This is a genomic window from Brevundimonas sp. EYE_349 (assembly GCF_023147505.1).
Classification (GTDB): domain Bacteria; phylum Pseudomonadota; class Alphaproteobacteria; order Caulobacterales; family Caulobacteraceae; genus Brevundimonas.
In genome coordinates, this window is sequence record NZ_JAHXPB010000003.1 from 229176 (window position 1) to 248976 (window position 19801).

Here is a 19801-nt window from a genome sequence, read left to right on the forward strand (position 1 = left end):
AAGGACGGGCTTCGGCCTGACGACCGAAGCCCGGGTTGGATCAGTAACGATAGCTCAGGCGCACGCCCCAGGTGCGCGGCGGATTGGGCGAACCCGTCGCCGCCGAGATGAAGCGGTTGCGCGATTCCTCGGAGTAGGAATCCGTCAGATTGTTCACATAGACGCCGAACGCATAGTTCCCGTTCATCGGCCGCGCCGTAACCCCGGCGTTGACCAGCCAGTAGGAGTCGATGATCGAGTTGGATGAGGTGGAGAACTTCTCGTCGCGGAAGGCGTAGTTGGTCTGCGCCTCCACGCCCCAGTCGCCCATCCGCCAGTCGTAGGCGACCGAACCCTTGTAGTCCCATTTGGGGAAGGGCAGCCGCTCGCCGGCGCGGTCGCTGTAGATGATGGTGTTGTACTGGCCCGTCGCCGGGTCCTTGGCCGCCTCGGTCGCGGTCGAGTTGACGAAGAAGAACTCGTCGTATTCGCCGTATTTGTAGGCCAGGGCCTGGGTGATGGTCAGGTTGGGCAGGGGCCGCCACACCGCCTCGATCTCCGCGCCCTGGATGTGGGACTTGGGCACGTTGATCATCCGACCGACGCGCCCGGTCTGGGTGTAGAGCACGCCCTGCAGCTGCTGGTCGCGGTAGTCGTAGTAGAAGGCGGCCGCGTTGAACTGCAGCTTGCGGTCCCAGAAGCTGGACTTCACCCCGGTCTCATAGGCGATCAGCTCTTCGAACTTGAACGGCTCCAGCTGGTCCGGCAGGCCGCTGTTATAGGTGGTGAAACCGCCCGACTTCACCCCGCGCGAGACGTTGGCGTAGGTCAGGATGTCGTCGCTGATCGTGTATTCGACGCCCAGCTTCCCGGTCCATTCGCGCATCGACTGCGACTTCGACGCGGTGGCCCGCACCGAGGGGTTGGGGGCCAGGATCTCGGTCTTGAAGTTGTTCAGCTCGCGGCTTTCGTCCTCGTAGCGCAGGCCCCCGACCAGGGTCAGGCGGTCGTTCAGCCTGTAGTCCAGGTTTCCGAACACGCCCGTCGTCTCGACTTTCTGGCCGTAGGTGGTGCTCATGTAGAAGCCCAGGGTGCGGGCCTGCGAGAAGTCGGAGTAGAAGCCGCCGTCCACGCTTTCGTTGGCGTGATAGACGCCGGCCAGCCACTGGGCGCGGCCGCCGGTCGGCGAGGCCAGACGGACCTCCTGCGACGAAGTCTTGATGTCGTTGAAGAAGAAGGTGCCGGCCTCGTTGGACGCGGTGGCGTCCCAGTCGTTGAACTCGTTGCGGTCGAAGGTCTCATAGCTGGCGATGGCCGTCAGGGTCGCCCAGGTCAGATCCTGGTTCAGGCGCAGGCTGACGCCCTTGCCCTCGTTGTCGCGGAACGGCTTGGCGTTGGGCGAGGCGCCGATCAGCTGGGCGAAATAAGGGCTGATGCCCCAGCCGGTGATGCGGTGCGCGGTGTCGATCGGATAGACCCGGCCGCCGCCTGCGGTAAAGGGGCTGGTGATCAGCCGCAGGCCCCGGCCGTCCGACTGGTCGCGGCTGTAGTGCAGGTTCAGGTCGATGTCGGTCTGGGCCGTCGGGGTCCAGTTGACGCGCAGGCGGGCGGCCTTGGTGTCCTTGTCGCCCAGGCTTTCGCCGGTGTCGCGGTTGTATTGCCAGGCGCCGCCCGATTCCGCCGCCACCGACAGGCGCGCCGTCAGGTTCTCAGCGACGGGCCCCGACAGATAGCCCTCCAGCTTGGCCGCGTCATAGCTGCCGTAGCTCAGGTTCAGGCCGGCGGCGACATGGTCGGTCGGGGCGTTGGTGATCACGCTGACGGCGCCGCCGGTGGTGTTGCGGCCGTAAAGCGTGCCCTGCGGCCCGCGCAGCACCTCGACGCGGGCGATGTCGTACAGCAGACCTTGCGTCATCACGCCGTAAGGATAGGCCACCTCGTCGACATAGATGCCCACGGTCGAGGTGTTGTTGGCGGCGTAGTCGGTCAGGCCGACGCCGCGAATGCGGAACTGGGGCTGGCCGCCGCCCAGCTGGCTGTCGACCTCCAGGCTGGGCACCGAGTTCTCCAGGTCGTTGACCGTCTGGATGTTGCGGTCGTCCAGCGCCTCGCCCGAGATGACGGTCAGGGCCAGGCCGACCTTCTGAGAAGATTCGGCGCGGCGCTGGGCCGTGACGATGACGTCGTCGACCGATGCGGTCGCAGCCTCGGACTGGATTTGGGCGACGGCGGGCAGGGCCGCCAGGGTGAGCGCGGCGACCGAGGCGCCGAGAAGAAGACGTTTCATTTTGACCATCCATCGGGCGACGCGCGGGGCCCCGCCCTCGCGTGTCGATGTGTTTCGGGATGTCGCCGAACAGCCGCCTGATCCACGCTTGGGTCGAGACGCGCGCGGCCCGGGGGAGACGAGCCTGGAGCGTCTTCGTCGCGTCGGAAAAACAACTGTTCGACAACGATGCCGCAATAGGCCGCGCGAACGATGCTTTTGTGACGCTTGTAGGAACTGTTTTTGTCAGATGGCGGCCCGCCAGCCGCAACAGGATAGTAACGCGCGTTCTACTACTCTACGCGCGCAACCAGCAGGCTGGCCGCCGCCTTCAGGGCGTCTTCGTCAAGCGCCCGACCGCGCCCGCAGGCCAGCAGGGCCTCGGCCTTGACCCACAGGGCGAACCGGGTCGCCGCCAGACGGTTGAGGTCGAAATCGGCCGGCCAGACGCCTGTTCGCTTGTAGTAGGTGCCCCCGCCCTCCGGCCCGCGCAGCAGCATGGCCAGGTCGCGCAAGGACGGATCGCGCCGGGCCTCGATGCAAATGCTGGCGATCAGACGGGCGTATCGGACATAGAAGCCTTCCGCCTCGCGCCCGATGGCCACGGTCGGCGCCATGATGGCGGCCCAGCGATCCAGATCGACGCCGGCCGGATCGCCGTCCGGCGTATGGCCGGCCAAATGCCCCGGCATGTCGCGGAACACGCTGTGCCAGACCGCGTCCAGCACGAAATGGCGCATGTCCGGCCAGTGATAGGCGATGGTCGAGGTCGAGGTCGCGGCCACGGCGCTGACCGAGCGATTGGTGATGGCGGTGATGCCGCCGGCCAGAATCTGGTCCGCCGCGATGTCCAGCAGCTTGCGCCGCATGGCCTCCGGCTCGGCGTCCCCCGCGGGCGCCTGGGGCAGGACCATGGCGTCGCGATACCAAAAGGTCGCCGTAGGCGGACCATCGGCGAGGCCGAAGGCGCGGTCGATCATCGCCCCCAACCCCTCGGCGGCGACGACGCCATAGTCCGCCCGGCCGCGAAGCGCGCCCGCATAGTATTGTTCGAACGTCAGCCAGGCGACCAGGGGCTCCACGAACCCGTCCAACCGCGCATCGCGCGCCAGATGCCGACGCCAGGCGTCGCAGCGCATGGCGTGCCAGCGACCCACCATGTCACGCTGCTCCGGGGCCGGCTCGGCGTCCAGCAGCAGGGCCTCCCAGATGCGGGCGAACCCCGCGTCGTCCGCCACCCGATGCCCCAGATAGGTCTGGGCCAGGGCCAGCAGGCCGTCGCGCGCCAGCGGCAGACCCGCCACCGAGCCGAAGAAGGCGTCGTGAAAGGCCGCATCGCGCCGCAGCGCCTCCTCGCCCACGGCCTGGATCAGGCCGGACTTGGCCCCGAACAGATTGACGATGACGGTGGTGCTCTTGCCCACCGCCTGGGCCAGGTCGCGCAGCGTCAGGCTGTGCAGCCCCTCCGCCGAGGCCCGCTCGATGGCCGCGTCCAGAATGAGCGCGGCTTCGACGGCGCGACTGTGGCTCTGGCTGATCGACATGGGTCCTTAGGCCGAAGTGCGCGGAAAGGCGTCATGTCATGCGGGGTCGGGGCGTTGCGATCAAGCCTGCCGACGAAACAGTCCGACGACCACGACGGCCGAGGCGAAGCAGGCGGCGGCGGCGATGTACAGTCCCCGGACGTCGATGTCGGCGCGCTCCAGGATCAGGGCGGCGATGGGCGCCAGGGCCTGAGGCAGGGCCACCGCCAGATTGTTCAGCCCCATGTCGCGCCCCCGGTTCTCCCGCGAGGGCAAGGCGTCGGCCATCAGCCCCATCTCTACGGAGCCATAGGCGCCCTGGCCCAGACCATAGGCGGCGAAGGCGACCACGGCGACGATCCAGGACTGGGTCAGGGCCAGGACCAGGGTCGCGCCGCACAGAAGCGCAGCCCCCAGCAAGGCGACCGGCTGGCGGCGCCGGATGCGCCGACCGAACACCGCGACCAGTCCGGCGACGATCACGACCCCGCCGAAGCCGACGCCGGTCAGCAGGGCGTGGGCGCTTTCGGGCGTGCGGCCGGCCCACCCCACCGCATCGGTGATGAAGTAAAGCAGATAGACGCTGACCAGCGCATATCCCGTCGCGATCAGCAGCCGGCAGGTCCAGACGACGACGAAGTTGCGCGATCGGAACGGATCGAAGAACGCCCCGCCCTCGGCGGCCGGTTTGGGCGCCTCGCTCTGCGGACCCTCGGTCGAGGCCGGTTCGTCGAAGACGATCAGGAACAGGGCGGCGGCGGCCAGCAGAATGCCGCCCAGCAGCGCCAGCCGCCCCGGCTCGTGCTGCGGCCCCAGCGCCATCAGGCTGGACCCCAGGGCGACCGCCAGGGGGTAGGACAGGCCCATCAGGGCGGAGGCGGTGCTACGCAGGGCCAGCGGCACGCGCTCGGCGAACACCGCCGACAGCGGCGCCATCAGAACGTTGAACGCAAGCTGGAAACCGATGATGGCCCAGACGAAGTGACCCGGCGTCGCAGACCGCCAGATGCCGACATAGCTGAGCACCGTCAGCACGGCGCCCAGCGCGATCCAGGGCCGACGACGACCGAACCGAGAGCGGGTCCGATCGCTGATCGCGCCCATGGCGATATTGGCGACGGCGGCGGTGACGGCGCCCCAGACCATGGCCCGGCTGAGGATCTCCGTCTTGGCCCTGGCGTCCAGACCGGCGGCGTGCAGCGGGGCGACGATCTGGAACAGGGGCGCCAGGCCGATGAAGGCGGCCAGGAAAAGCACCAGATAGGCGGCCAGGACCAGGGGCGTGCGGCGGGTTTGGGAACGGCTGGAAACTTCGCCCTCCTCCATCGAACGGCCCTCGCCTCTATGGCACGAGGCCCGACGCGCTTGCTAGGGCGATCATGGCGCCCTGCGGCGTGAACGGCTGCAACATAATGCGATCAGCCCGCCTCTTGTGACAACGCTGTCAGATGCTAGAGTTTTTGCAAGGGGACGCTGGCGTGGATCGGCGTCGTTCGTGAAGAACACAGACCTTGAGGGAGGTTGGGGTGAGGAAGAGATTGACGGCCGGCGTCGCGGCGTTGGCCCTGGCGGCCGCCTTTGGCGCAGCGCACGCGGAACCGGAAGCGGCCGCCGTGCGCATGAGCCAGGTCGGGTTCGAAACCCAGGGTCCGAAGACGGCCACGGTCGAGGATCGGGCGACCCGGCCCCTGCCTTGGCGCGTCGTGGACCCGGCGGGCGCCACCGTGGCGCAAGGGACGTCCAAGGTCTTTGGCCAGGACGCCGCCTCGGGCCAGGTGGTGCACACGGTCGATTTCCAGTCGCTACAGACGGACGGCGACGGTTATCGGCTGATCGTCGGATCGCACGAGAGCCGCCCCTTCGCGATCCAGCAGCATCCCCACGCCCGGCTGAAATACGACGCCCTGGCCTATTTCTATCAGAACCGGGCTGGCGTGCCGATCCTGGCCGCCCATGTGGCGCGGCCCGACCTGGCCCGCGCGGCCGGGCACCCGCGCGAGGTCGCCGGCTGCTTCTCGGGCGCGGACCAGGCCGGGGTGGTCTGGCCGGGCTGCGACTATACGCTGGACGTCACCGGGGGTTGGTACGACGCGGGCGATCACGGCAAATATGTCGTCAACGGCGGGATTTCCGTCTGGATGTTGCTGAACGCCTATGAGCGGGCGATGGCGCGTAAAGGGCCGGGCGCGGACGCCTTCGCGGACGGCAAGGTCAGCATCCCGGAGGCCGGAAACGGCGTCAACGATCTGCTGGACGAGGCCCGCTACGAGATCGAGTTCCTGTTGAAGATGCAGATTCCGGACGGGGTGAAGCTGCGCGTGCCCGTCGGCGCCCAGACGCCGGGTCAGCCGCTGACCCTGACCGAGATCGACGCCGGCGGCATGGCGCATCACAAGGTCCACGACGCGCGCTGGACCGGCATCCCCCTGGCCCCCGCCGACGATCACGAGACACGCCTGCTGTATCCGCCCAGCACGGCGGCCACCCTGAACCTGGCGGCCGTCGGCGCCCAGTGCGCGCGCATCTGGCGCGAGATCGACCCCGCCTTCGCCCGACAGTGCCTGGCCGCCTCGCAGCGCGCCTTCCGCGCCGCCCTGCGAAATCGCGACGTTCGGGCTGGAGAGAATTTCGCCGGCGGCGGCGCCTATGGCGACAGCGACTTCTCAGACGAGTTCTACTGGGCGACGGCCGAGCTTTTGGCCACCACGCGCAATCCCGCCTATATGACGGCGCTGAAGACCTCGCCCTATTATCTCGGAGGCCCGACATCGGGCAAAAGCGCGACCGGCGATCCGGGCTATTCGTGGACGGCGGCCCTGGGCTCGCTGACTTTGGCCACCGTGCCGGACGTGCTGCCCGAGGAAGACCTGGTCAAGGTGCGCGCCAACATCGTGGCGGCGGCCCGGACCTATGTCGACGCCGGCTATGGCCAGGGCTACGGCCTGCCGGTCTCGGGCGAGAAATACGAGTGGGGTTCGAACGGCGCCCTGATGAGCCGGGCGGTCGTGCTGGGTTCGGCCTTCGACTACACCGGCGACTGGAACTTCCGAAACGCGGTGATCGCCTCGCTGGACTATGTGCTGGGGCGCAATCCGCTGGATCGGTCCTATGTGACGGGCTATGGCGACCGGCCGGTCCAGAATCCGCACCATCGGTTCTGGGCGCATCAGGCCAACCCGGCCTATCCCCTGCCCCCGGCCGGCGCCCTGTCGGGCGGGCCGAACAATCAGGCCATGATCGACGACGTGGCCAAGACCCTGGTCGGCAAATGCGCGGCCCAGACCTGCTGGGCCGACGACATCAACGCCTATGCGCTGAACGAGGTGGCCATCAACTGGAACGCGCCCCTGGTCTGGGTCGCCGCCTTCATCGACGATCGCTGAAGCGAAAGGCCCGCTGCGATCTCGCGGCGGGCCAATGCCTTTTCAGGTTTTGGACGCCGGAACGGCGCGGGCCGCCAGGTCATCTTCCGCCGCGTCCAGGCCGCCCAGATCACCGCGCTCGCGCGCCTTTCGCCCATAGACCCATTCGAACATCGGCGAAGCCATCAGGGTGGTGACGATGGCCATCAGCACCAGGATCGAGAACAGGGCCGGGCCGATCACGCCCCGCTGGAGGCCGATGTTGATGATGATCAGCTCCATCAGGCCGCGCGCATTCATCAGGGCGCCGATGCCCAGGGCGGTGGCGTTGTCCTGACCCGTCAGGCGGGCGGCGGCCCAGCAGGCGCCGCCCTTGGCCAGGATGGAGCCGATCAGGATGACGCCCGTCACCGCAACCAGCCCCAGATTGTCGACCAAGGTCAGCTGGGTGTTCAGGCCCGAGAAGGTGAAGAACATCGGCAGCAGCAACAGGACCACCAGCGGCTCCAATTGACGCCGTACGTCCTGGGCCAACACGCCCCGCGGCATGACGACGCCCAGAATGAAGCCGCCGAAAACCGCGTGAACCCCGACCGCGTCCATGGCCCAGGCGCTGGCCATGAACAGGATCACGACGACGCCCAGCAGGGTCGGCCCCACCCGCCCCTCGCGCTCGGCCATCCGCCCCAGGGGCGCCAGCAGCCTGGGGCCCAGGGTCAGCATGAACAGGGCGAAGGCGCCGCCGCCGCAAATCGCCGCGATCGCCACCATCGGGCCGGCCCCGAAACTGGCCAGGACGACGGCCAGAACGCACCAGGCGCCCGCGTCATCTATGGCGCCGGCCGCCAGCGACAGCGACCCCAGACGGGTGCCGCTGAGACCCCGCTCATGGATGATGCGCGCCAGCATGGGAAAGGCGGTGATGGAGATGGCCGCGCCCATGAACAGCATGGCCTGCCATGGGGCGACGCCCTCGCCGAACAGACCCATGGAGACCAGCCACGGCGCGATTGCGACGGCGGCCATGAAGGGGGCGGCCATGCCCGCCAGGGAGACGGCCGCCGCGCTTTTGGCGTTGGCCTGGAAATGATCGCGCCGGAAGCCCAGGCCGACCAGGAACATATAGAGGCCGACGCCCAACTGGCCGCCGACGAACAGGATCGAGCGCGAGTCCTTGGGGAAAAGGGCCGCCTGCAGATCGGGCGACAGCAGGCCCAGCAACGACGGTCCCAGGATGACGCCGGCGATCATCTCGCCCACCACCTGGGGCTGGCCCAGGTAACGCTTGGCCAGCCAGCCCACGATCCGGCAGGCGGCGACGATGATCGCCATCTGCAGGAAGAAGGCGACGCTCAGCTCAGCGTTCGTCATCGTCCACCCCTCCCCCCGAAGGACGCTTATCGCGTCGTCGGGCAGACCGTATCACCCTCATTGGAGGCCAGGCGGATATTCTCCACCGTCACCGCGAAGGCGCCGTTGGAACGCAGACCCCAGGGCTGTTCGACCGCCGCCAGATTGGCACCGGCGTCGCGCAGGCACGACAGACGGACCTTGAGCGTCCGCCATTCGCCAAGCGGCGCAGCCTTGAACAGGCTGGTGAGGTCCACCTGTCCGTCGCCCAGCGCCAGTTGCACGGGGCCGACAGGCGCGGCGTCGACGCGATAGCGGAAGGCGATGGCCATCTCTCCGTTGGACTGACGGGTCAAATCGACAGGCTGGGCCACGATCATCGCCATGCCGCCGGCCGGCGAGAAGGCCAGGGCGCGCGCCGATTCCTGGCCGGCGCCGTCGGTGGAGCGCACGGAGACGCCGCCGCGCGGGCTGGCCCCGGCCTTCTCGGCGCCCAGTCGGAAATCGCCGCCCGCGTCGCGCAACATCAGCGACCAGGGGGCCACGAAGCGGCCATCGACGAAGTAGCGGTCCAGGCTGCTGCCCGTGCTGACCACGCCGCTGTCCTCGGACAGGGCGCCGACGCGGGCGGGACGGGCGTAGGTCAGGCCGTAGCCATAGGCGAACTGGGGGTCATAGCCCGGCTGGCCCACGTTCAGCGGCTCGCCCTTGGCGGTCTTGGGCCAGCTGAAGGACAGGGTTCCGTGGAAATCGTTGCGCGGCTTGCCGGCCGCATCGCCGATCAGCACGTCGGCGACGCCCGCACCTTCCGTGCCCGGCAGCCAGGCGGCGACGAAGGCGTCGGAGGCGTTGATCTCGGGGTTGGTCCACATCGGACGACCCGACAGGAAGACCGAGACGGTCGGAATGCCCGCCGCCTTCAGGCGCTTCAGCGTCTCCAGCGGCTCGGTGGGCAGGAAGTCCAGCGTGTCCACGTCGCCCTGGAACTCGGCATAGGGGGTCTCGCCGAAGACGACGATGGCGACGTCGGGCTTCTGGGTGAAGGACCCGTCGGCGCTGAGGGTCGCCTGGCCGCCGCCTGCGGTCACCGCCTCGCGGATGCCGCTCCAGATCGACTGGCCGTTGGGGAAATCGGCGTTGGTGTTGCCCGTGCCCTGCCACGTCAGGGTCCAGCCGCCCGAGGCCTGGCCGATGTCGTCGGCATGGCCCGCCACCAGCACCCGCGCGCCCGCACGGATCGGCAGGACCGAGCCCTCGTTCTTCAGCAGAACCAGCGACTTGCGCACCGCCTCGCGGGCCAGGGCGCGGTGAGCGGGCGAGCCCAGTTCGTTCAGATGCCCCTCGACCGGGCGGCTGTCGTTGAACAGGCCGGTCTTGACCTTGACCCGCAGGATGCGGCGCACCGCCTCGTCCAGCCGGGCCATCGGAATCTCGCCCGACTTCACCTGGGCCAGGGTCGAGGCGTAGAGCGGCTTCCAGCTGTCGGGCGCCATGAACATGTCGATGCCGGCGTTGAAGGCCAGGGCGCAGCTTTCGTTCGAACAGCCGGGCAGCTGGCCGTGTGCGTTCCAGTCCGACACCACAAAGCCGTCGAAGCCCAGGGGGCCGCGCAGCACGTCCGTCAGAATGGTTTGATTGCCGGAATGTTTGACGCCGTTCCAGCTGGAGAAGCTGGCCATGATCGACAGAACGCCCGCGTCGATGGCCTGAGGATAGCCGGACAGATGGGTGCGGATCATCTCTTCTTCGGAGCCGGCGTAGTCGCCCTGGTCCTTGCCGCCCGTAGTGCCGCCGTCGGCCAAGAAGTGTTTGGCCGAGCCGGCGATATGGCCGGCCGTCAGCGGATGATCGGCCGACAACGTCCCCTGCAGGCCCAGGGTCATCGGACCGGCGTAGCTTTGCGCCACCTCAGGGTTCTCGGCATAGCCTTCGTAGGCGCGGCCCCAGCGGTCGTCGCGGGGCACGGCCAGGGTCGGGCCGAAGGTCCAGTCGGCGCCGGTCACCGCCACTTCCAGCGCGGTCGCCACGCCGATGCGGCGGATCAGGTCGGGATCGCGCGCGGCGCCCAGGCCGATGTTGTGCGGAAAGATGGTGGCGCCGACGATGTTGTTGTGCCCGTGCACGGCGTCGATGCCGTAGATCAGCGGAACCTTGGCGCCCGGCCGCTGGGCCGCCGCCGCGCGGAAGGCCTGGGCCAGTTCAACCCATTTGTCGGCCGAGGCGCGCTCGTCCCCGCCGGGCGAAGAGTTGCCGCCCGCCAGGATCGACCCCAGCGGATAGGTCAGCAGATCCTCGGGCTTGATCGAGCCGATGTCGGCCTGAATCGTCTGGCCGACCTTCTCCTCCAGCGTCATCCGGCTCATCAGTTCGGTGACGAAGGCCTCCGTCGCCCGATCCGTCATCGCCGCCGGCGACGCCGCATGGGGCCAAAGCCCGGGATGGGCCCGCGCCGCATCCGTCACGATCGACGCTTCGGCCGTCACCGCCTGAACCGGGACAGGACGAGAGGGCAAGGCGACCGCGCAGGCGCTCGACATCAAGGTGATCACCAAGGCGGTGGCGGTCTTTCGCATGGATGAGGCCCGATCCTTACGGCCCTCGCACCGCCCAAGCCAACCCCGGCGGCGCGCATTCAGGCCAATGCTGACGTCCGATAAACAATGGACGATCCGACTGTGCCAAACCAATGACAGCGCTGTCAAGAAAAAGGCGGAGCGAGGATCTCAGCGCGGACGTTCCGCCGTCGATTGGCGGGCGATCAGGTCGTGACCGACGATGACCCGGGCGTTCGGGTCGCCCGCCAGAAGGCGGCGCAGCGGGGGAATCAACCGCTGGGCGGCGGCGGCGGCCATCTCCGCCACCGGCTGACGAATGGTGGTCAGATCGGGGGTGCTGAACCCGGCGCCCGGCGAATCGTCGAAGCCGGCGACAGACAGGTCGGCCGGAACGGACAGGCCCAGACGCGCCGCGCCATGCAGCACCCCCAGGGCGGTGTCGTCGTTGCTGGCGAAGACGGCTGTGATCTCGGGCGCCGCCTCGTGCAGCCGCTCAATGGCCACGGTTCCCGACCTGAAGGTGAAGTCGCCCTCCACCACCCAGTTCGCCTGAACCTCCAGCCCGGCCTCGGCCATGGCGTCGCGATAGCCGGCCAGGCGACGGCGGCTGGCCCCATAGGCGATGGGCCCGGTGACGAAGCCGATCCGGTCGTGACCCAGAGCGATCAGATGGGCGGTCATCTCGCGCGCCGCGCGCCGCTCGTCCATCTCGACGCAATACCCCCGGTCGAAAGCGGCCTCCGGCCCGATCCGGGCGTAAGGCGTGCCGGCGGCGTCCAGCACATCCATGACCATGGCGTTGTCCGAATTCGGCGGGGTCAGGATGACGCCCTCGGGCCGGATCGAATTCAGCAGGGCCATCAGGTCCCGTTCCAGGTCCGCCGAGTTGTGATCCACCAGTTCGACCATCAGATGATAATCGACCTGACGCGCCTCCATCAGGGCGCCGAACTCCAACCGCCCCAGATAGTCGCTTCCCCGGCCGCTCTTCCAGTGTTCGATCGTCAGGTCGGCGTCGACCAGGACGGCGATCAGGGACGAGGAGGCGCCCGCCAGACTGCGCGCCGACAGACTGCGCCGATAGCCAAGCGCGGTGGCGGCCTCCTCCACCTTGGCCCGCAGCGAGGGACTGACATTGGGCTCGTTGTTCAGAACGCGCGACACAGACTTGATGGAGACGCCGGCCCTGGCCGCCACGTCATAGATCGTCACCGTCGCCAAATTCCGCCCCCGAACAGCATCCGCTGCCGTCGTTCTTAGCACCTAAGACGGGAATAGCGATGTCGCGCGAACGCATATTCTTCGCCGATTGTCCTGCGCTGTCATGGGCCGATTTCATCTGATACGAAGTCGCATGGACACGATCAAAGATCAGGGCTCGATTAAACGGGTCGTCATTCTCGGCGGCGGCACGGCGGGGTGGATGACCGCGGCCGCCCTCTCGCATCGGCTGGCGGGGCGGGGCGTCGAAATCGAACTGATCGAGTCCGACGCCATCGGCATCGTGGGCGTGGGCGAGGCCACCCTGCCCCATATACGCGCCTTCAACACCGCCATGGGCATCAACGAACAGACCCTGATCGAACGCACCCAGGCGACGTTCAAACTGGGCATCCAGTTCGTCGATTGGGGACGGCCCGGCGAGGCCTACATCCACCCCTTCGGCGCCTATGGCGAGCCGATCGAGGGGATCGACTTCCACCAGGTCTGGGCCGCGCGCCGGGCGGGCGGCGACCCGACGCCCCTGGACGACTACAGCTATCCGGTGCGGGCGGCGGAGGCCTGCCGGTTCCAGCGTCCGACGTCGGACGCCGGATCGCCTCTGTCCACCTTCTCCTACGCCTTCCAGTTCGACGCCAGCCTCTACGCCGCCTTCCTGCGCGAGGTGTCGTGCGGGCGCGGCGTGGTCCGCACCGAAGGCAAGGTTGTCCAGCATCATCTGGACGCCGAGACCGGCCATGTCACGGCCCTGACCCTGGAAGGCGGACGGCGCATCGCAGGCGACCTGTTCGTCGACTGTTCGGGCTTTCGCGGGCGGCTGATCGCCGAGGCCCTGAACGCGGGTTTCGAGGACTGGAGCCATTGGCTGCCCTGCGACAGCGCCTTCGCCGTGCCGTGCCAGACAGCGGCGCCCGTCGGCCCCTATACGCGGGCGACGGCGCGTCACGCCGGCTGGCAATGGCGGATCCCGCTTCAGCACAGGACCGGGAACGGGCTGGTCTTCTCCTCGGCCCACCTTTCGGACGAGGTGGCGCAACAGACCCTGATGTCCAATCTGGAGGGGCCGGCGCTGGCGGAGCCGCGTCGCCTGTCGTTCCGCACCGGGCGGCGAAGCAGGCTGTGGGACCGCAACGTCGTCGCCATCGGCCTGTCGGGCGGGTTCCTGGAGCCGCTGGAATCGACCAGCATCTATCTGATCCAATTGGGCGTCACGACCCTGCTCGACCTGTTCCCGGATCAGGCGGGGATGGCGGACGATGCACGCGAATACAATGCGATCATGGCGCTGGAGTTCGACCGTATTCGCGACTTCCTAGTCTTGCACTATGTCGCCAACCAGCGCGACGAGCCGTTTTGGCGCGCGATGCGCGAGATGGCCTGGCCGGACAGTTTGTCGGCCAAGGTCGAGGCCTTCGTGTCGCGCGGCCTGCTGCCCGACTATGATGTCGGGGTCTTCCATCCGCCCAGTTGGCTGGCCGTGCTGATAGGCCAGAACATCGTGCCCCAGGGCTGGGACCCGCGCGTGGACCGTCTGGATGCGGCCAGGCTTTCCGCCAAGCTGACCGGAATGCGCGACGCGGTTCGGAGCGCGGTGGACCGGACACCGGATCATATGGGCTTCATTCAGGCCATGGGTCAGCCCAGGCGAGGGGCGGTCTGATGGCGACGAAGACCTGGAAGATTCAGGGCGACGGATTGGCCGCCTGGGCGGCGGCCGCCCTGCTGGCCCGCGCCCTGCCGGATGGCCATGTGGTGACGATCGAGGAAGGCCCTGAACCGGAGGCCCAGGAGTTGCAGCCCGTTCTGGTGGAGCCGGACGGCCTGCTCCTGCAGTTGGCCGACGGGGGCGACGACCTGATGGTTCAGGCCCACGGCGGCTTCTGCCTGGGCCTCGTGCTGCGCGACTGGCGCCAAGAGCGCGATGTAGCGGTGGTGGAGCAGGAGCCCCTGGGCGCCCTTGGCGACGTAGAGATCGTCGACCTGTCCGATGCCGCCGCCCGCCCCGGCTTCCTTCGGACGCCCTGGCTCGGCGACAGACTGGCGCTGGGGCCGGCGGCCGCTCGCTTCGGCCCAGCCCTGGGTCTGGACGACATCGTTCTCGGCCAGCAGTTGAAAACGCTGGCCGCCTGCCTGCCCGGCGCGACGGACCAGATTCCGGCCTGCGCCGCGGCCTATACGACGGCGATCATGAGGGACCTCGGCTGCCGCGCCGACCGCCTGAATCTGATCCTGCGTCAGGGCCCGCGAGGCGCGGCGTTGGCGCCATTCGGGCCGGATCTGGAACGGCGGGTTGGCCAGTTTCTGTCGCGCAACGGCGCCGTCCGGCTGGACGGCGATCCCTATGACGCCCAGCACTGGGCGATGCTGATGGCGGGTCTGGGCCTGGCGCCCCGCCGCCATGACGTGCAGGTCGACCGGCTGGACCTGTCGGCCGCCCTCGGCGCGCTAGGACGAATGGTCATGGCCTTCGACCAGACTCTGGCGGCCCTGCCGACGCACGACACGGTCATGACCGACCTGTACGGCGCGGGCTGATCCATAAAAAAGGGGCGTCGATCAGTGATCGACGCCCCAGGCCTTCGGCTCAGAGAAGGTCTTAGAAGGTGTAGCGCAGGCTCAGCGTCACGCGGCGGTCGCTGCGGAAGTAGGAGCGCGGGGCCAGCGGGCCGGCCTGGTTTACGCCGTTGAGCGGGTAGGAGGTCTGCTGTTCCGTGACCGTGACCTCGTCCAGCAGGTTCGCGCCGTACAGACCGATCTTCCAGTTGTCGTTCAGGGTGTAGAAGATGGACCCGTCCAACTGCCCCGTCGAGGCGTTGAAGATCGGCGAGAAGGGGTTCACCTCGTCGCGCGGCGTCAACAGGAAGCCGTTGCGCCAGTTGTAGGCCAGCCGCGCCGACAGACGATCCCGCTCATAGAAGACCGAGAAGTTGTAGGTGTGGCGCGACAGTTGCTGCAGCGGCAACTCCAGCCCCACGTAGCGAGGCTCGTTCACCTCATTGGGGAAGGTCGAGGGCTCGACGAAGGTGTAGTTGGCCTCAATCCCCAGGCCGCTGAGCAGACCCGGCAGGAAGCTGTAGGTCTGCTGATAGCCGACCTCGAAGCCCCTGATCCAGCCAGAGCCGATATTGACCTGCTGATTAACTTGGACGTCGGTCGTGACGCCCTGAGCGTTGCTGAACTGCTGAACATTCGAGCCGCTGGCCAGGATGTCCGTCAGGTCCTTGTAGAAGGCGTTGAAGGTCAGCGAACTGCCGGGCTTGAAATACCACTCCACACCCAGATCATAGTTCCAGGCGCGAACGCCCGTCAGCTGCGAACCGCCGGTGAAGGTGGTCAGCAAGGGCGCCGTGTTGACGTCGCCGCCATTCGCGCGAATCTGGTTCATGTCGGTGTAGAACAGCGTCGCCGAGAAAGCTGTGACACCGAAGTCCGGGCGAGTCATGGCGCGCGACACCGCGCCCCGGAAGACCCATTCCTTGTACTTCAGGTTCAGGTTCAGACTGGGAAGCCAATCATCGTAGCTGTTGCTGCGCTCGACTTCCTGGTTGCTGCCGTCGCTGAAGGCGATCAGCTGGTTCAGGCGCGTGTCGGACAGCAGGCAGTATCCCGGCGCCGACTGACCCGGCTGGATCAGGCTGCAGCGATAGCGAGCGATGGCCGCCGCATTGTTCTGCGTCACCGGAATGTTCTGGCCTGGGAAGCGCGGATCGTTCTGGTTGGCGTCGCCGAAGTTCAGCCCGACATTGGGGCTGGCCACGAAGCCGATCGTCTGGAACTCGGTCTTGGCGTAGCGCAGGCCGAGATTGCCGGTCAGGGCCGTGTCGGGTCCGAAGATGTCGTCGCGACCGAAGTCGAATCTGACGTAGGCCGAGGTGGTCTGCTCGTTCGAGTTGTTGATTTCGCCCGGAAGGAAGCGGGTGCCGGCGATGGCGCCGGGACGCTTGTCCAGCGGCACCCATGTCGAACCCGAGCTGCGGACGCCTTCCAGAGCGGTCTGCAACGTTCCATCGCGATAGGCCGAGGCCAGACCGATGGTCGGATAATAGCCGTTGATCGGCGAGGGGTTGTGCCCGCGCTGGAAGTTGGGGAAGTCGAACTGTTCGACAGCCAGAGGGCCAGTGGTCTGGAAGGGCGAGACGCCGCCGGCCCAGCTTTCGGAAATCGCACCCCAGTTGTAGGCGCTGTAGCGGCGCGTCTGTTCGCGATCCGAATAGCGGGCGCCCATGCGGATGGCGCGCAGGAAGGAGTTGTCGAAGTCGTATTTCAGGTCGGCCTTGAACGCCTTCTGGTCGCCCTCGGACTGTTCGACGTGATCCATGGCGGCGCGGTAGTAGAAGTTGGCCGGATCGTTGGTCAGGGCAGAGGGCTGGCCTGAGGCGTCGACGAACTGAATGTCCGGCACGCCGTGACGGCCTTCGCCGATCAGGGTGTAGACCGGCGTGATCGCGCCGTAGACGCTCATGTCCACGTCGTCGGCCGAGGCCTTGCTGTACTGGGCGTCCAGCCAGATCGACAGACGGTCGGTGGGATGAAACTCCGCCGCCAGCGAGAAGTCTTCCGTCAGGGTCTGGAGATCGCGCTCGCGCTTGGGCGCCACCTGCAGGTTCGGGGCGTTGTTGACCAGAAGCCCGCTGGTGAAGACGCCGTTGGAGCCATAGGTGAACGGATTTCCGGCGGTCGGGGTGGGATCGCCGCCGCTGCCCAGATCGACCTCGATCACACGCTCGGTCCAGCCGGAACGCGAGTCGGCGCGGATGTATTCGCCGGTCAGCTTGGCGCGACCGTCATTGGATTCCCACTGCAGCGAGCCGTCCAGGGTCGAGCGCGAGCGGTCGAACTGCTGGGTCCGCACGGCGCCGCCGCGCGGGACATAGCGGCGGTCCTCGCCGTTCGACAGGTCGGGGCGATAGACGAAGTCCGTCAGGTGGGTGCCGTAGGCTTCGGAATAGAGGTCGGATTCGCCATAGCTCAACAGGGCGCCGAACGCGCCGTGCTGGGTGTCCCAGACGTTGCTGACCAGGGCCGAATAGCCCAGGCCCGCCTTTTCGCGCAGATCGCCGTAAGAGCCCTCGGCCGTGGCGCCGAAGACGAACTTGCGGCTGTCGAAGGGCTTGCGGGTGCGCAGATCGACCACGCCGGCGATGCCGCCTTCGATGCGGTCGGCCGTGGCGTTCTTGAAGACCTGAACGCTGGACAGCAGTTCGGGCGAGACGTCGTTGAAGCCCAGGGCGCGACCCGTGTTGACGCTGAAGGCGTCACGGCCGTTGAATTCGGAGCGGACGTAGGACAGGCCGCGAATGATGACGTTGGAGCCTTCGACCGAGAAGTGGTCGGGATCGGTCGGCCCTTGGAAGCGGTTGATGTTCACGCCCGGGATGCGCTGCAGCACCTCGTTGACGGACTTGTCCGGCAGGGCGCCGATGTCGTCGGCGGTCACGGCGTCGACGAAGGTGTCGGAATCACGCTTGATCGCCTGGGACGAGGCGATGCGCGCGCGGATGCCGGTGACGACGATATCGTCGACCTGGGCCGCGTCGTCCGTGGCCGGCGCAGTCGTCTGCGGGGCCGTCGTCGACTGGGCATGAGCGGCGGTCGCGCCGACGACAGCGACCGTCAAGGCCAGGGCGGATACGGAACGGCGCAGGCCGCGCGCGGCGGGCGCACGTCCGGAATGGAAGAGCTCTGACTTCATCTTGGTTTCCCCCGAGGTCCGACGGTGCTGCCCGTCGCAAGAATTTCGGCAGCCTTATCGACCGTCCGCAGACTGTATGGACTACCGATTGACAGCGATGTCAACGTTTGGCGGCGGTCTTGGTCGGGTTTTTCTTCGGCGTGGCGGAATCGGCGCGTGCTGTCAGCGCGGCTGTCAGGCGTGAGGTCTCATCGTCGCCGCGAGGGCGTCTGCGTGGGACGGCAGGGCGTCAGCGGTGCGCCATATGCTGTCGCGGATCGCCGCCAGCCGCGCCCGGTTTTCATCGCGGCCGAGAACGTCCGAGATCGGGTGACGCCCGCGCGGCGCCAGGCCCTGGCCCACCGCCACCGCCAGCCAGCTGGATTCGGAGAAGATGTCGTGGTCGCGCCTGACGATCCGCCCCGTCTGCTCGAACAGGGCGATCTTGTCGGCCAGCCGGTCCGGGATGGGCATGGCGCGCACCTGCGCCCAGAACGGCCCGTCGCGCTGCGTGACCTTATAGTGCAGGATCAGGAAGTCCCGGACGGTGACGAATTCCTCCTCCATCAGAGCGTTGAACTCGCGCCTCAGGCCCTCGTCGGTCGTCTGCGACGGGAACAGAGTGATCAGCTTGGTGATGGCGCTCTGGATCAGATGGATGCTGGTCGATTCCAGAGGCTCCAGGAAGCCGCTGGACAGGCCGACCGCCACGCAGTTGCGCTTCCAGCATTCGCGGCGACGCCCGGTGGCGAACCGCAGGCGACGCGGCTGGGCCAGCGGCGGCCCTTCCAGCCGCGCCATCAGCGCGTCCTCCGCATCCTGATGCGACAGATGGCTGGACGAATAGACATAGCCTTTGCCGACGCGGTGCTGCAGCGGGATGCGCCACTGCCATCCCGCCTCGCGCGCGGTGGAGCGGGTGTAGGGCGACAGCGGCTCGACCCGCTCGCACGGGACTGCGACCGCGCTGTCGCAGGGCAGCCAGGCGGACCAGTCATCGTAGCCGGCCTTCAAGGTCTTTTCGATCAGCAGGCCGATGAAGCCGGTGCAGTCGATGAAGAAGTCGCCCGCCACCAGGCGACCGTCCTCCAGCACCACGCCCGAGACGTCGCCGGCCTGGCTCTGCTGAACCTCGACCACCCGCCCCTCGCATCGCACGACGCCCCGCGCCTCGGCGTAGCGACGCAGGAAGCCGGCATAGAGGGCGGCGTCGAAATGGTAGGCGTAGCCCAGGCTGGACAGGGGCGACTGCGGCCCGCCCTGCGGATGGACGAAGCGCCCCCGCCGCGCGGCCTGCCATGCCATCGAATAGGTTTCGAGCGGATCAGCCTGACCCTCGGCGCAGGCCTTCAGCCAGAAGTGATGAAAGGCGACGCCCTCCATATCCACCCCGAAGGCGCCGAACGGATGAAAGTAGCGCTCGCCCTCGCGACGCCAGCCGTCGAACTCGATCCCCAGCTTGAAGGTGGCCTTGGTCTCACGCAGGAAATCCGCCTCGTCGATACCGAGCCGCGCGTTGAACTTCAGGATCTCGGGGATCGTCGCCTCGCCCACGCCGATGATGCCGATGGCCTCGGATTCGACCAGCGTCACCGACTTTCCGGCGCCCTCGAACACATGGGCGAGCGCCGCCGCCGCCATCCAGCCGGCGGTCCCTCCACCGACAATGACGATGCGATCGATGGCCTGTGACGACTGCATCAACGCAATCCCCCCTGCGGTGCGGTGGACAAGCTGCAGGGCGGTGTCGGGACAACCTGACAACGACCACGCAAGTCATTGATCTGCCCTGCTTGCGCATCGTCATGCAAGTTTGAAGCAAGCTTAGCTTGTCATTCCAACCCATGCGACGCCGTCGGCCCCAGTTTTAGGGA

11 protein-coding genes are annotated in these 19801 nt (G+C 67.6%); 3 read left to right on the forward strand and 8 right to left on the reverse strand.

All coding sequences use genetic code 11. From position 1 onward, the window contains the following. Positions 1-40: 40 nt before the first annotated feature. The 3 genes from KZX42_RS07405 to KZX42_RS07415 all read right to left on the reverse strand — a co-directional run bounded on the left by KZX42_RS07405 (position 41) and on the right by KZX42_RS07415 (position 5094). Positions 41-2266, reverse strand: a complete 2226-nt coding sequence (locus KZX42_RS07405) for a TonB-dependent receptor (protein ID WP_248118501.1) — start codon at positions 2264-2266, stop codon at positions 41-43. Positions 2267-2538: 272 nt separating this feature from the next. Further along, a complete protein-coding gene (locus KZX42_RS07410) occupies positions 2539-3789 on the reverse strand; it encodes a TetR family transcriptional regulator (protein ID WP_248118503.1) in 1251 nt (416 codons plus the stop codon). Positions 3790-3849: 60 nt separating this feature from the next. Further along, positions 3850-5094, reverse strand: coding sequence for an MFS transporter (locus KZX42_RS07415; protein ID WP_248118505.1), 1245 nt, complete (start codon positions 5092-5094; stop codon positions 3850-3852). Positions 5095-5294: 200 nt separating this feature from the next. On the opposite strand from KZX42_RS07415, the gene KZX42_RS07420 reads away from it, so the two are divergent. Next, the gene (locus KZX42_RS07420; RefSeq protein WP_248118507.1) at positions 5295-7151 is read left to right on the forward strand and encodes a glycoside hydrolase family 9 protein; all 1857 of its coding nucleotides are present in this window, start codon (positions 5295-5297) and stop codon (positions 7149-7151) included. A 42-nt stretch (positions 7152-7193) separates the two neighbouring features. Here KZX42_RS07420 and KZX42_RS07425 read toward each other — a convergent pair whose 3' ends face one another. From KZX42_RS07425 to KZX42_RS07435, 3 genes are all read right to left on the reverse strand, one after another. Then, the gene (locus KZX42_RS07425) at positions 7194-8501 is read right to left on the reverse strand and encodes a cation:proton antiporter (protein ID WP_248118509.1); all 1308 of its coding nucleotides are present in this window, start codon (positions 8499-8501) and stop codon (positions 7194-7196) included. A 26-nt stretch (positions 8502-8527) separates the two neighbouring features. Next, positions 8528-11053, reverse strand: a complete 2526-nt coding sequence (locus KZX42_RS07430) for a glycoside hydrolase family 3 N-terminal domain-containing protein (RefSeq protein WP_248118511.1) — start codon at positions 11051-11053, stop codon at positions 8528-8530. Positions 11054-11203: 150 nt separating this feature from the next. After that, on the reverse strand, positions 11204-12247 hold the full coding sequence (locus KZX42_RS07435; protein WP_248118513.1) for a LacI family DNA-binding transcriptional regulator: 1044 nt from the start codon (positions 12245-12247) through the stop codon (positions 11204-11206). A gap of 142 nt (positions 12248-12389) precedes the next feature. On the opposite strand from KZX42_RS07435, the gene KZX42_RS07440 reads away from it, so the two are divergent. Further along, complete coding sequence (locus KZX42_RS07440; RefSeq protein WP_248118515.1) at positions 12390-13916, forward strand: tryptophan halogenase family protein; 1527 nt, start codon at positions 12390-12392, stop codon at positions 13914-13916. After that, a complete protein-coding gene (locus tag KZX42_RS07445; protein WP_248118517.1) occupies positions 13916-14791 on the forward strand; it encodes a hypothetical protein in 876 nt (291 codons plus the stop codon). The genes KZX42_RS07440 and KZX42_RS07445 overlap by 1 nt, the downstream gene beginning before the upstream one ends. Positions 14792-14852: 61 nt before the next feature. On the opposite strand, the gene KZX42_RS07450 is transcribed toward KZX42_RS07445, so the two are convergent. Further along, on the reverse strand, positions 14853-17948 hold the full coding sequence (locus KZX42_RS07450; RefSeq protein WP_248118519.1) for a TonB-dependent receptor: 3096 nt from the start codon (positions 17946-17948) through the stop codon (positions 14853-14855). A gap of 174 nt (positions 17949-18122) precedes the next feature. Then, the gene (locus KZX42_RS07455; protein ID WP_248118521.1) at positions 18123-19628 is read right to left on the reverse strand and encodes a tryptophan halogenase family protein; all 1506 of its coding nucleotides are present in this window, start codon (positions 19626-19628) and stop codon (positions 18123-18125) included. Positions 19629-19801: the final 173 nt, after the last annotated feature.